Origin of the sequence: Streptomyces sp. H27-D2 (genome assembly GCF_035828615.1) — a bacterium.
GTDB lineage: Bacteria > Actinomycetota > Actinomycetes > Streptomycetales > Streptomycetaceae > Streptomyces.
On record NZ_JAYMZR010000004.1, the window covers coordinates 89,209 to 101,432 of the forward strand.

At 71.4% G+C, this 12,224-nt stretch carries 11 protein-coding genes and 3 pseudogenes; 5 read left to right on the forward strand and 9 right to left on the reverse strand.

The window, feature by feature from the left end:
• The 4 genes and pseudogenes from QMK28_RS02885 to QMK28_RS02900 form a co-directional block, all read right to left on the reverse strand.
• The coding region (locus QMK28_RS02885) for a PfkB family carbohydrate kinase (RefSeq protein WP_326435351.1) at positions 1 to 360 on the reverse strand (360 nt) is incomplete at its 3' end.
• Positions 357 to 1,118: a DeoR/GlpR family DNA-binding transcription regulator gene (locus QMK28_RS02890; RefSeq protein WP_326435421.1), complete on the reverse strand. Its 762-nt coding sequence runs from the start codon at positions 1,116 to 1,118 to the stop codon at positions 357 to 359. The genes QMK28_RS02885 and QMK28_RS02890, both read right to left, overlap by 4 nt.
• A 253-nt stretch (positions 1,119 to 1,371) precedes the next feature.
• Positions 1,372 to 2,133: pseudogene (locus tag QMK28_RS02895) on the reverse strand (sigma-70 family RNA polymerase sigma factor); the annotation flags it as partial.
• Positions 2,134 to 2,331: 198 nt separating this feature from the next.
• Positions 2,332 to 2,556, reverse strand: a pseudogene (locus tag QMK28_RS02900) (sigma-70 factor domain-containing protein); the annotation flags it as partial.
• A 567-nt stretch (positions 2,557 to 3,123) separates the two neighbouring features.
• Between QMK28_RS02900 and QMK28_RS02910 the strand changes: the two are divergent.
• Positions 3,124 to 3,531 (forward strand): hypothetical protein, encoded by a 408-nt coding sequence (locus QMK28_RS02910; RefSeq protein WP_326435422.1) that lies wholly within the window; start codon positions 3,124 to 3,126, stop codon positions 3,529 to 3,531.
• Between the two features lie 118 nt (positions 3,532 to 3,649).
• On the opposite strand, the pseudogene QMK28_RS02915 reads toward QMK28_RS02910, so the two are convergent.
• Positions 3,650 to 4,097: pseudogene (locus QMK28_RS02915) on the reverse strand (dioxygenase family protein); the annotation flags it as partial.
• Positions 4,098 to 4,194: 97 nt separating this feature from the next.
• Here QMK28_RS02915 and QMK28_RS02920 point away from each other — a divergent pair.
• Positions 4,195 to 4,695 (forward strand): MarR family winged helix-turn-helix transcriptional regulator, encoded by a 501-nt coding sequence (locus tag QMK28_RS02920; protein ID WP_326435352.1) that lies wholly within the window; start codon positions 4,195 to 4,197, stop codon positions 4,693 to 4,695.
• Positions 4,696 to 4,876: 181 nt separating this feature from the next.
• On the opposite strand, the gene QMK28_RS02925 is transcribed toward QMK28_RS02920, so the two are convergent.
• Both QMK28_RS02925 and QMK28_RS02930 read right to left on the reverse strand, forming a co-directional pair.
• Positions 4,877 to 6,391 (reverse strand): MFS transporter, encoded by a 1,515-nt coding sequence (locus tag QMK28_RS02925; RefSeq protein WP_326435353.1) that lies wholly within the window; start codon positions 6,389 to 6,391, stop codon positions 4,877 to 4,879.
• Positions 6,392 to 6,738: 347 nt separating this feature from the next.
• The gene (locus QMK28_RS02930; protein WP_326435423.1) at positions 6,739 to 7,356 is read right to left on the reverse strand and encodes a TetR/AcrR family transcriptional regulator; all 618 of its coding nucleotides are present in this window, start codon (positions 7,354 to 7,356) and stop codon (positions 6,739 to 6,741) included.
• Between the two features lie 301 nt (positions 7,357 to 7,657).
• Between QMK28_RS02930 and QMK28_RS02935 the strand changes: the two genes are divergently transcribed.
• Together QMK28_RS02935 and QMK28_RS02940 are read left to right on the forward strand one after the other, a co-directional pair.
• Complete coding sequence (locus tag QMK28_RS02935; protein WP_326435354.1) at positions 7,658 to 8,359, forward strand: rhomboid-like protein; 702 nt, start codon at positions 7,658 to 7,660, stop codon at positions 8,357 to 8,359.
• Between the two features lie 185 nt (positions 8,360 to 8,544).
• Complete coding sequence (locus tag QMK28_RS02940) at positions 8,545 to 9,978, forward strand: M6 family metalloprotease domain-containing protein (protein WP_326435355.1); 1,434 nt, start codon at positions 8,545 to 8,547, stop codon at positions 9,976 to 9,978.
• Positions 9,979 to 10,138: 160 nt separating this feature from the next.
• Here the strand turns inward: QMK28_RS02940 and QMK28_RS02945 are convergent, their stop codons facing one another.
• Positions 10,139 to 11,398, reverse strand: a complete 1,260-nt coding sequence (locus tag QMK28_RS02945) for a M20 metallopeptidase family protein (RefSeq protein ID WP_326435356.1) — start codon at positions 11,396 to 11,398, stop codon at positions 10,139 to 10,141.
• A 155-nt stretch (positions 11,399 to 11,553) separates the two neighbouring features.
• Positions 11,554 to 11,820 carry a hypothetical protein gene (locus QMK28_RS02950; RefSeq protein ID WP_326435357.1) on the reverse strand — a complete coding sequence of 89 codons (267 nt, stop codon included), beginning with the start codon at positions 11,818 to 11,820 and terminating at the stop codon, positions 11,554 to 11,556.
• Between QMK28_RS02950 and QMK28_RS02955 the strand changes: the two genes are divergently transcribed.
• Positions 11,797 to 12,219, forward strand: coding sequence for an Lrp/AsnC ligand binding domain-containing protein (locus QMK28_RS02955; RefSeq protein ID WP_326435358.1), 423 nt, complete (start codon positions 11,797 to 11,799; stop codon positions 12,217 to 12,219). The two genes, QMK28_RS02950 and QMK28_RS02955, sit on opposite strands and share 24 nt — an antisense overlap.
• The last annotated feature ends 5 nt before the right edge of the window (positions 12,220 to 12,224 follow it).

A 12,224-nucleotide genomic window follows, 5' to 3' on the forward strand; every position in this document is an offset into this window, starting at 1 on the left:
CGTCCGCGGCGCTTCGGCCTCGGCGGGGGTGAGTTCGGGGCCGGTCGCGTTGAGTTTGGTGAGGGTGCCGTCGGGTTCGACGATGGTGATGTTGGAGCGGGTCTGACCGAACACCGGGACCTCCGCCACCGAGATGCCCTCGGCGCCGAGCAGTTGGGCGATCACCGCCCCGGCGGGGCCGCCGAGCGGCAGAACGGCGACGGTGCGCTGCCCGGCGGCGGCGACGGCGCGGGAGACGTTGACGCCCTTGCCACCGGGGTCCATCCGGTCGGCGGTGGCCCTCAGCACCTCGCCCCGGTCGAGGGACGGGACTTCATACGTCCGGTCGAGGCTGGGGTTGGGGGTGACGGTGAGGATCATGCGCGGACCACTTCCGTGCCCGCGCGCTCGATGGCGAGGGCGTCGTCCGGGCTGAGCCCGGTGTCGGTGATGAGCACGTCCACATGGGACAGGTCGCCGAAGCGGGCGAAGTGCTCCTGGCCGAACTTCGCGGAGTCGGCGAGCAGCACCACCCGGCGGGCGGCTGCGATGATCGCGCGCTTGACCGCCGCTTCGGCGAGGTCGGGCGTGGTGAGGCCGCCGTCGAGGGAGAACCCGTTGGTGCCGAGGAAGACGACGTCCGCGTTGATCTCGCCGTAGCCGCGCAGTGCCCACGCGTCGACGGCGGCCCGCGTACGGTGCCGGACCCGGCCCCCGACGAGGTGCAGCGCGATGCCCGGGTGGTCGGCGAGGCGGGCGGCTACGGGCAGCGCGTGGGTGACCACGGTGAGGTCGGCTTCGAGCGGGAAGGCCGCGGTGAGCCGGGCTGCCGTGGTGCCCGCGTCGATGATCACGCTGCCGGCGGTGGGGAGTTCGCCGAGGGCGGCGTGCGCGATGCGGTCCTTCTCGTCGGCGGCGACGGCGTCGCGCTCGGCGAGGTCGGGCTCGAAGTCGAGCCGCCCGGCCGGGATCGCCCCGCCGTGCACCCGGCGCAGCAGCCCGGCCCTGTCCAGCGCCTTGAGGTCGCGGCGGACCGTCTCGGCGGTGACCTGGAATTCCTCGGCCAGGGACAGCACGTCGACTCGGCCGCTCTCGCGGGCGAGGCGGAGGATCTCCTGCTGGCGCTCCGGTGCGTACATGTTGATTTGCATCCGTTTCATGCCCGACTCTGTGGTTTCACCAGCAGGCTACGACCGGATTACCAAAAAGTAAACAGACTCGGGCATTGAAGCGGGCAGAGCCGGACATCAGCATCATGCCGGCGCTGCCCCCCGCCGCATCCGGGCATGGGTGAGCCCCGGCGCAAAAGGGGGCGCGCCGGGGCTCGGTTCCAGAGGCTTCGACTCCGGATGCTTCGACTTCAGGGGCTTCGGGGCGGAAGCCGCCCGGCGGTTACGCCGCCGCGTCGAAGCCGGTGTCGTGGGCCATCTTCTTCAGTTCGAGCAGCGCGTGCTTCTCGATCTGACGGATTCGCTCGCGGGTCAGGCCGTGCTGCTTGCCGACCTCGGTGAGGGTGCGCTCGCGGCCGTCCTCGATGCCGTAGCGCGACTTGATGATCGACGCGGTGCGGTCGTCGAGCTTCTTGAGCAGGCTCTCCAGCTCTTCGCTGCGCAGCATCACCAGCACGGACTGCTCCGGGGACTCCGCGGAGGTGTCCTCCAGCAGGTCGCCGAACTGGGTGTCGCCGTCGTCGTCGACGGACATGTTGAGGCTGACCGGGTCGCGGGCCCAGTCGAGCACATCGCCGACCCGGCGCTCAGTGCTGTCCAGTTCGGCGGCGATCTGCGCGTGTTCCGGGTCGCGGCCGTTCTCGCGGTTGAACTCGCGCTGCACACGGCGGATCCGGCCCAGCTCCTCGACCAGGTGGACGGGCAGCCGGATGGTGCGGGACTGGTCGGCGATCGACCGGGTGATGGCCTGACGGATCCACCAGGTCGCGTACGTGGAGAACTTGAAGCCCTTGGCGTAATCGAACTTCTCGACCGCGCGCACCAGGCCCGCGTTGCCCTCCTGGATGAGGTCGAGCAGCGGCAGGCCGCTGCGCGGGTAGCGCCGCGCGACGGCGACGACGAGCCGCAGGTTGGCGCGGATGAAGAGGTCCTTCGCACGACCGCCCTCGGCGACTATCGCCTCAAGCTCTTCGCGACGCGCGTCGGCGCTCGCGGCCGTCGCCTTCTTACGACGCGTGGCGGCCCTCTTGGCGGCTGCGGCCTTCTTCGCGTCCTCAGCGGTCGTGGCGCCCGATGACTCCGCGCTCTCCGCTGAGTCTGGCTCCGCGCCCTGCGTTGAGTCCGCGCCCTGTCCGGACGCACCCTCCGTGGACGCACCCTCGCCCGGGGCCTCGCTCCGGTCCTCGACCGCACCGCTCAGTAGCTGCTCGGCGTAGACGCCTGCCTCGATGATCTGCGACAGCTCGACTTCCTTGGCGGCGTCGAGCAGCGGCGTACGCGCGATTTCGTCGAGGTACATGCCGACCAGGTCGCGATCGGCGATCTCCCCGCTTCCGGCGCGCGCACTGCTTGCCCTGCCGGCCCCGGTGGAGGTGGCCTGACGACGGGCGACGGCACGGGTTGCCATTGCGTTTGCTCCCTTGCGATGAGTGGGTCGCGGAACAGTGGTCTACGAACACTTCACGAGTGCCCGTTCCGATGGAAACAACGACTGGAATCCGGACAGAATTCCCACGGCGTACATCGATTTTTCTGATCATGCAGTACCCTGTCGCGCCCATCGAGGAGGTCAGGTGCGGCCGATGCGTACAGAAGCGCAGGTCAGCGCGGGCGCCGAGATCGATCCGGCGGCCCTGACCGACGCTTGCGACCACCAGGTGCGTGAGACGCCGATCACCTTTGACACCCGCCTTGGACACCCGCCTGGGCATCCCTCGGCATCGCGGCCTTCGCACCCGAGGAACACCGTCCGCGACTGCCCTCCCACCCTGAAGACGGCCCCGACCGCCTTGTGGTTGCCCGAATCCCCCCAGAAGGGCGAATTCCGGGATATGCCACCAGCGGCCCGATCCGCCCGACCGCGTACGCCACCTCCGCCGATCGGGGGCGTGATCGAGTTGCCGACCCCGGCCGTCGGGTGCCTCCTGGTGAGGAGGGGCAAGGCAGTGGGAGGGCGAGAGAGAAGGAGCCCGCCATGCACGTTCCCGCTCATCAGTCGGCGCACGTTCCCGGGCGCGCCCGCCCGGGGGCCCGGACGCGTCCCCACCTGTCGGTCGTCCGGGCCATGCCCGTGCTGCTCGGCATGGTCTTCGGCGCGTACGCCGTCTTCCTCGACCGCAGCGGCAGCACGTCCCGCGCGGTGACGCTGGGCCTGGTGTCGGCCGCCGCGGCCGCGCTCCTGTGCTACCTCGTCGCCCGACTGCAGCCCGCCATGATCGCGGAGGTCCGCGCGGCGTCGTACGCGACGCTCCTCGGCGGCGGCATCGGCTTCCTGGACAGCCTCACCGGCGTCTCGGTGCTGCGCGCCTCGTCGATGGGGCTGGTGTTCGCGGGGGCGATGTTCATCGCGTCGTACTACGTCTTCCACAGCCGGTCGGACTGACGGCGGCCGACTCGCAACGGCACACCGCCGAACGCGCGGAACAGTGCGCGGCGGCGCTGCTCCCGAGTTGCCCCAGCCGCCCGACACCCCCGCCCAACACACCCCGCCATCAGCGGAATCAGCCGAATCGCACGGACCGCTTCGACAGCCCCATCCAGAACCCGTCGATGGTGCTGCGCTGGTCGCCCACCCCGCCCGACGCGTCCGCCGCTCCCAGCGTCACGAACAGCGGCGCGAAGTGCTCGGTGCGCGGGTGCGCGAGCTTGCCGGCGGGCGACTTGTGCTCGAAGTCGAGCAGGCCGTCGATGTCCTGAGCGTCGAGCGCGCGGCGGCCCCAGTCGTCGAACTCGGCCGACCAGCCCGGAGGCGTGGGGCCCTGGTCGCGCAGGGCGGCCAGGTTGTGGGTGAAGAAGCCGCCGCCAGGGGGCACCTCCCGGTCGAAGGCTGGGGGAGATCAGCACGCCCTCGTCGCGGAGCGGCGCGAGCTTGCGGCCGATCTCGAAGAGGCGCCGCGGGTCGAGGGTGGGCATCGAGATCTGGAGTACGGGGACGTCGGCGGCCGGGAAACTGACCGGACAAGATTGATTGAACTCTCAAGCTCTACCAAGCAACCCTAACGCGAAGTTATTTAACTTTCAAGAAGTGGTCAGTACACTAGATGCCATGAGCACCGGAACCGACGACGAGCCGCGCTGGCTCAGCGACGACGAGCAGCGGACCTGGCAGGCATACCTCCAAGCCGGCGCGCTGCTGGAGGACCACCTCGACCGACAGCTCCAGCGTGACGCGGGAATGCCCCATACGTACTACGGCCTGCTGGTCTGGCTCGCCCGCGCGCCCCGGCGGCGGATGCGGATGACCGAGCTGGCCCAGAACGCGAAGATCACCCGGTCCCGGCTCTCGCACGCCGTCGCCCGGCTGGAGAAGAGCGGCTGGGTGCGTCGCGAGAGCTGCCCGTCCGACAGACGCGGGCAGCTCGCCATCCTCACCGACGCGGGCTACGCGGTGCTGGAGGAGACCGCGCCGGGCCATGTGGAGGCGGTGCGCGGGGCGCTGTTCGACCGGCTCAGTCCCGAACAGGTCCAGCAGCTCGGCGACATCTGCCGGATCATGGCCGAGGGCCTGCAACCGGAGACCGGTGCCGACCTCCCCTGGCTGCGCTGAGGACCCCGGCCGAGAAGGCGCGGCGACCCGGGGAGACGGCGGACCGACGGACCGACGGACCGACGAAATACAGTGAGGCTCCGCTCCTGAACTGTCAGGAGCGGAGCCTCACCGCGTTGCCATGCCTACCGCGGAGTCCGCGGGTCCATCCGGGCCGTACGAGCGGTACGGCCCGTACGGATCAGTGAGCCATCACCGGGACCGCGAGCTCGTCCGCCGGCTCGCCGTCCTGGTCGGAGCCGGCCGCGGCCGGGTCGCCGCCCTGGTGGCCGGTGTTGATGAAGGTGAACGCGATCAGCGAGGCGACGGCCAGGATGGCGACCGCCCACCAGATCGCGGTCGAGTAGCCGTGCACCATCGACTGCAGCTTCAGCGCGCCCAGGGACTTCGCCCCGGCCGCGTGCGAGGCGACGTACGCCGTGGTGGCGCTGGCCGCGATGGTGTTGAGCAGCGCGGTGCCGATGGCGCCGCCGACCTGCTGCGAGGTGTTGACCATCGCCGAGGCGACACCCGCGTCACGCGGCTGGACGCCGTGCGTGGCCAGGCTCATGGCCGGCATGAAGGCCGTGCCCATGCCCAGGCCCATCAGCAGCAGGCCGGGCAGGATCAGCCCCGCGTACGAGGTGTCGAGGTCGATCTGGGTGAGGATCAGCATGCCGACGGCGGCGAGCAGGAAGCCCGGCCCCATCAGCAGGCGCGGTGCGACCCGGGTCATCAGCCGGGCGCCGATCTGGGTCGAGCCGGTGATCATGCCCACGATCATCGGGAGGAACGCCAGGCCGGTGACGACCGGGGTGTACCCCTTGACGATCTGCATGTAGTAGGTCAGGAACAGGAACAGCCCGAACATGCCGATGACCGCGAGACCCAGCGACAGGTACACGCCGCCCCGGTTCCGGTCCAGGATCACGCGCAGCGGCAGCAGCGGGGCCTTGACCTTCGACTCGACGAAGACGAAGGCGCCCAGCAGCACGACGGCGGTGATGAAGAGGCCGACGGTGGTGTTCGCGAGCCAGCCGTCCCCTTCCGCGCGAGTGAAGGCGTAGACCAGCGAGACCAGGCCGAGGGTGGCCAGGATGACGCCGGGGACGTCCAGCTTGGACGGGTTGCGGCCCTCAGCGGGCTCGTGGATCACCGCGATGGCGCCGATGGCGGCGACGATCGCGAACGGGATGTTGACGAAGAAGGTCCAGCGCCAGTCCAGGTACTCGGTCAGCACACCACCGAGGATCAGGCCGATGGCACCGCCACCGCCCGCGATGGCGCCGAAGATGCCGAACGCCTTGGCGCGCTCCTTGGCCTCGGTGAACATCACCGCGAGCAGCGAGAGCGCGGCCGGCGCGAGCAGCGCGCCGAAGACGCCCTGGAGGGCGCGGGCGCCGAGCAGCATGCCGGTGTTGATCGCGGCGCCGCCGAGCGCGGAGGCGACCGCGAAGCCGGTCAGACCGACGATGAAGGTGCGCTTACGGCCCCACAGGTCGGCGAGCCGGCCGCCGAAGAGCAGCAGTCCGCCGAAGGCGAGGGCGTACGCGGTGATGACCCACTGCCGGTTGCCGTCGGAGATCCCGAGGTCGGCCTGGGCGGAGGGCAGCGCGATGTTCACGATGGTCGCGTCGAGGACGACCATCAGCTGCGCGAGGGCGATGAATATGAGCGCTTTCCAGCGCAGAGGGTCGGGCTTGGAGGCAACAGGCATGGCGGGACTCACCTAAGGGTGCGGAGACACTGAAAACGGACGTTGAGGACGTGAAGTTGTGAGGTCGTGAGGTCGTACGGTTCTGCGCAGTCGAATCCGTGACGCCGAATCCGCGCAGTCGAAATGTCGAGAAGTCTTGCGGCCGTGGGGGCGCGTGGTCATGCGACCGGGTCACGGGTGACGTGGTGCGACCGGGCTACGGGGGAAGTCCCGCGGCCGGGCCGGGCGATGAATGCCGGGTGGATTCCGGTGGTGGATTCCGGTGGTGGATTCCGGTGGTGGATTCCGGTGGTGGATTCCGGTGGTGGATTCCGGTGGTGGATTCCGGGCGGATGCCGGGTGGTGGGTTACGGCTGCCGGGAGAGGCGCTCCAAGCGCTCCAGGGTGGCGGCCGAACCGGGCAGCACCGACCGGGCCGGGGCCATCAGGCCGTCGAGGAAGATCTGGAGGTGGCGATGGACGAACTGGTCCACGTCCACACAGACCGTGCCGGGCAGCGGCCGGGTGAGTTGGGCGAGCGCGACCATCAGGTCGCCGACGGCGATGTCGGTTCGCAGCTGGCCCGCCTCGCGCCCCAGCCGCATGATCGCTTCGACGGATTGGTCCAGCCGGGCTCGGGAGGCGAGGAGTTCGGGATCGGACTTGTCGATTCCGTCGGAGATCATCGGGCAGAGCGCGCCGATGCGCTCGTCCGCCGCCGCGTGCACGAAGCGCCGCAGCGCCGCGAAGGCGTCGGGCTCCTCGGCGAGCGCGGTCTCCGCCTGGTCCGCGGTGCGGGCCATGACCGACAGCACGACGCGGTGGACCAGCTCATGCCGGTCGGCGAAGTGCCGGTAGAGGGTGGCGTTGCCGACTCCGGCCCGCCGGGCGACCTCGTCGAGCGGGACCTCGGGCCCGTGCTCCACGAACGCCTCACGGGCCACGGCGATGATCCGCTCCCGGTTGCGCAGGGCGTCGGCTCGCAGGCGTGGTTCCTGACGCGCTTCTTCGCGCGGCTTCGCACGCTTGACCGCGGTGTCGGTCTCGGTGACGGTGACGACTGCGGCCTCGGTGGCGACTGCGGTGTTGCTGCTCACGACGGCACTCCCTTCTGCTTCCGGACGCGGAACCGGGGATGGATTCCCCACTTCGTTAAGACACCCGATTAAACGGGGAAACCCTCCCCGGATATTTCAGAACCGGTATGTGACCTGCGCCACATTGCGAATTGGGTTACTTAGGGCGGAAATAACGGCCCGGAAGGGCTCAGTCCGCCACACTCGCAGCGTGGACACCACCCGGAGGTCGCACCTCCTGTCCCTCCCTCGCGGCGTCTGGACGTACGTGCGGCGCGCCCCCGGCAGCTACCTCTGGCTCGCGGTCCTGTTCGCGACGACCTACCTGATGCGGCACCTCTCCCCCCGACTGCTGAACGACTTCCTGGGCGAGCGCTCGACCAATCTGCACAATCTGGCCCACGACCCGGTCCGGGTGCTGATCTCCAGCGCCTTCTGGCTCGGCGGCGGCGGCTGGATCCTCTATTTCGTCGCCTACAACGTCTTCCACGTCCCCGCCGAGCGCTGGCTCGGCACGCTGCGCTGGCTCGGCGTGGTGGCCGTCGCGCACATCGGGGCGACCTATCTCAGCGAGGGCGTCCTGTTCTGGGCGATCCGGCACGGCCACGCGCCCGCGGCGGCGGCGGACACCCTGGACGTCGGCGTCAGCTACGCCCTCGCGGGGGTGGCGGCGGTGCTGACGTACCGCGTCGCCGCGTCCTGGCGACCGCTCTACGCCTTCTGCGTGCTCGTCTTCTACGGCCTCCCCCTGGTCAACGGCCGGACCTTCACCGACATCGGCCACGTCAGCGCCGTACTCCTCGGCTTCGCCTGCTTCCCGCTGGTCCGCGGCCGGCCGGGACTCGGCGGCTGGGACCCGGTGGCGGCGGCGCGCCGGCTCGTACGGTCCGCACGCCCCGCCCCGCGAGGCTGACCCGAACTCGGCCCTGACCCCGAACCTCGACGCCCGCCCCAGGCCCTCCGCTCCACGCACCCCGCTCCACGTGCCCCCGGACCGCCGATCGGCCCACTCCGCGAGCGCCCCGGTACGCAGCGCCACAGGCTGATCACAGAGCGCGGCCACCCGGATATGGCTGCCCGCACCCGGAGGTCAGCGGCATGGAGCAGCACGCCACGCGCGTCGGTGAGCACAGCCGTGGCCTCCGCCGGGAGATCCGCTGCCCCCTCGGCCGCTCCCGGGGCCGGGGTCGGGTCCGCCGGGGCCAGGGCCGGGTCCGAACCCAGGCCCGAACCCAGGCCCGAAGCCGGGGACTGCGGGGCGTAGCGCTCGTTGTCGCCGCCGCCGCGCTCGCCCTCGGGCTCGCCCCCGCCGAGGCGGTTCCGGCGGCCCTGTCGACCGCGTCGGGGCTCTCGGGGGCGGCCACCGGGCCCGGGAGCCGGGCCGACGCCGCCTCCATCCCTACCGGTGCGTGCGCGCTCGGCGGACCGGAGCGCGGCGGGACCTACGAGGGCCTGCCCACCCCGGCCGGTTTCGCCCGCTCGCAAGGCACCGTCAAGGCGCTGACCCTCTTCATCGACTTCCCCGACGCCCCGGCCTGGAGCAACAGCCCGAGCGACCGCTTCGCCGAGTTCTTCCCCGCGGCGACCCGCTACTTCGACCGCAGCTCGTACGGCAAGCTCGCCTACCGGCCCACCCCGCACCTCCGGTGGATCCGGATGGCACGGCCGTTCGCGGGCTATCGGATCCGGCGGGGCACGGGCTTCGACCCCGGCTCCCGATTCGGCTACGGCGCGCTCTCGCGGGAGATCGTGAACGCCGTCGACGCCTCGGTCGACTTCGCCGCGTACGACGTCATCAACGTCCTGGCCAGCCCCGACGCCGGTCCGGAGGCCACCGACGACGTGCTCTCAGTGACGTTCAGCGGTGGCATGGGGACGCCGCTGGAGACGGGCGACGGCGTGCGGTTCGGCAACGTCAGCTTCATCTGGAGCCGGCAGACCGGCCCCAGCCCCTTCCGCGTCCTCAACCACGAGACGGCGCACTCCTTCGGGCTGCCCGATCTCTATCTGGGGCGCGAGGACGCCACCCGCGCGCCCACCGGCCACTGGGACCTGATGGACGAGGGCTGGGGCCCCAGCAACGACTTCCTCGGCTGGCACAAGTGGAAGATGGGCTGGCTCGACGCCGGGCAGGTCGACTGCGCCGGCCTGCCCGGCGGCAGCGACCACACCCTCACCCCGACCGGGCGCGACGGCGGCACGAAGATCGTGGTCGTGCCGACCTCACCGAGCAGCGCGCTGGTCGTGGAGGCGCGCGAGAACGGCGAGCTCGACCAGGCCGTCTGCCGGCCCGGCGTCCTCGTCTACCGGGTGGACACCAGAACCGACAGCGGCGACGGCCCGGTCCGGGTCGCCGACGCCACCCCCGGCAGCCAGGGCTGCTACCTGCACGACGTGAACGTGGACGCCGACCTCTCCGACGCCACCCACCAGGTGGGCGACACCTACCAGGACGCGCGCAGCGGCATCGGCGTCGCGGTCACCGAGCAGCGGGCGGACGGGGACTGGCGGGTACGGGTCACTCGGCCGTGAGGGGGGCTGCTACGGGGCAATCGGCCGTGGGGACCCCGCCACGGGGCGCTTGCTGTGAAGCGGTCCGGCTACGGGTCACTCGGCCTTGAGGCGGCCCGCCACGGTCAGTCCGCTCCGGCCGCTCGGCACCGCTCACTCCGCTCCGGCCACTCGGCTCCGGTCACTCGCCCGCGACGCCGTCCGCCGCTTTCGCCGCGATCGCGTCCACCGCGAGCCGGTCCGCCACCGTCTCGTCCAGCGCGAGCCGGTCCACCGCGAGCCGCGCGTACAGCGCCGCCCCGTCCGCGAGGACCGAGTCGTCGAAGGTGGCGAGCGGGGAGTGGTTGTTGGGCGCGGTGGCCGGGTCCGCGCCGTCCGGGGCCGCGCCGAGGATGATCATCGCTCCCGGCACCTCGTCCAGGACCCGCGAGAAGTCCTCGGAGCCCGCGAGCGGCTGCGGCATCGCGAGAAAGCGCTCCTCGCCGTGCAACTCGGCGACGGTACGCGCGACGAAGGCGGCCTCGGCGGCGTCGTTGACGGTCACCGGGTACAACTCCCGGAACTCCGCGTCGACTTCCAGCCCGTGTGCGGCGGCGATCCCCCGGCAGACCCGCACCGTGCCGTCCTTGACCAGCGCCTGGGCCGCCGGTGAGAAGGACCGGACGGTGGCGGAGAAGGTGGCCGAGTCCGGGATGATGTTCTGCTGGGTGCCCGCGTGGAACATGCCCACGGTCAGCACGACCGGGTCGAAGATGTCGAAGGACCGGCTGATCCAGGTCTGGAGCGCGGTCACCATCTCGCACGCGGCCGGCACCGGGTCCTTCGCGCGGTACGGCATCGAGCCGTGGCCGCCCGCGCCCCGCACGGTGACGGTGAGGATGTTGGACGCCGCCATGGTCGGCCCGCCGCGCGTGGTGAAGCGGCCCCGCTCCGTACCGGCCGACATGACATGGATCGCGTACGCCGCCTCGGCCCGCCGCCCCGAGGCGTCCAGGACCCCTTCCGCGACCATGTGACGCGCCCCGTCGAAGCCCTCCTCGCCCGGCTGGAACATGAACACCACGTCACCCGCGAGCCGGTCCCGGTGCTGCGCGAGCAGCCGGGCCGAGCCGGCCAGCATCGCGGTGTGCAGGTCGTGCCCGCAGGCGTGCATGTTGCCGTTCTCGGAGGCGAAGTCCAGCCCGGTGCGCTCGGCGACGGGCAGCGCGTCCATGTCCCCGCGCAACAGCACGGTCGGCCCCGGCCGGGCCCCGCGCAGCACGGCGGTGACCGAGCTGACCCCGCCGCCCAGCGACACCTCCAGGCCGAGCCCGTCGATCGCGCCGAGCACGGTCTCCTGGGTCCGGGGCAGGTCGAGGCCCGTCTCCGGGGCGCGGTGCAGCGTGTGGCGCAGCCGGGCCAGGCCGTCCTGAAGGGAGTGGGCGTCTTCGAGCAGATTCATGGGATCTCCCGGGGTTGAGCGGTGCGGAGGGTGAGCTGCGCGGAGGTTTCGGCGCCGACAGGTTCGGCGTCGGCGGTTCAGTACGTGTATGCCCGTCAGTACGTGTATGCCCGTCGGTACGTGTATGCCCGTGGGCCTGCCCGCATGCCCACGGTTCAGCGCTCGCGGACGAGGAACGTCGCGCCGAAGGAGACGGCTGCCGCGCCCGCCGCGACCCGCGGGACGAGACCGATGCGCCCGGCGGTCGCCAGCACCTCGGCGAGCAGCGGGAACGTACCGCCGAACAGGCCGACCGCCAAGGTGAACGGCAGCCCCATCGCGACGACCCGGATGCGGACCGGGAAGAGCCGGGCGAAGAAGACGTTGGCGAGCGCGAGCGGCGCGGCCAGGCACAGGAGTTGGATCAGCGTCGCGCCCCACACCGGCAGCGCACCGCTCGCCAGGAAGACGGCGACCATGTTGGGCCGCGCCTCGCGGAGCATCGCGCGCCGGTCGGCCTTCTCGGTCGCCCGGTCGACGATCCGGCCCGCGTCCCCGCCGACATCCTGGAGTCCACCGCCCGCGGCCTGCTCTCGCTCGCCGAGGTCCGGCTGTGCGCCTCGGTCACCGGCCCGCACAACCTGCTCTTCACCGTCTGGCTGCGCTCGGTCGCCGACGTCCAGCGGCTGGAAGCCCAGCTCGCCGAACGGCTGCCGCACCTGACCCTGCTGGACCGCGCCATCGCGCTGCGCCAGGTGAAGCTGATGAGGCGCAGGGTCGGTCCGGGCGGGCGCGCGGTGGGCGTGATCCCGCTGGACGTCTGGGCACCGCTGAGCGGGTGAGCGAG

Bases quoted from the DNA above. Each gene is read 5' to 3' on its own strand.
- QMK28_RS02925 (WP_326435353.1), bottom strand. From the start codon at position 6,391: ATGCCTGTTGCCTCCAAGCCCGACCCTCTGCGCTGGAAAGCGCTCATA.
- QMK28_RS02940 (WP_326435355.1), top strand. From the start codon at position 8,545: ATGGAGCAGCACGCCACGCGCGTCGGTGAGCACAGCCGTGGCCTCCGC.
- QMK28_RS02910 (WP_326435422.1), top strand. From the start codon at position 3,124: ATGCACGTTCCCGCTCATCAGTCGGCGCACGTTCCCGGGCGCGCCCGC.
- QMK28_RS02945 (WP_326435356.1), bottom strand. From the start codon at position 11,398: ATGAATCTGCTCGAAGACGCCCACTCCCTTCAGGACGGCCTGGCCCGG.
- QMK28_RS02890 (WP_326435421.1), bottom strand. From the start codon at position 1,118: ATGTACGCACCGGAGCGCCAGCAGGAGATCCTCCGCCTCGCCCGCGAG.
- QMK28_RS02920 (WP_326435352.1), top strand. From the start codon at position 4,195: ATGAGCACCGGAACCGACGACGAGCCGCGCTGGCTCAGCGACGACGAG.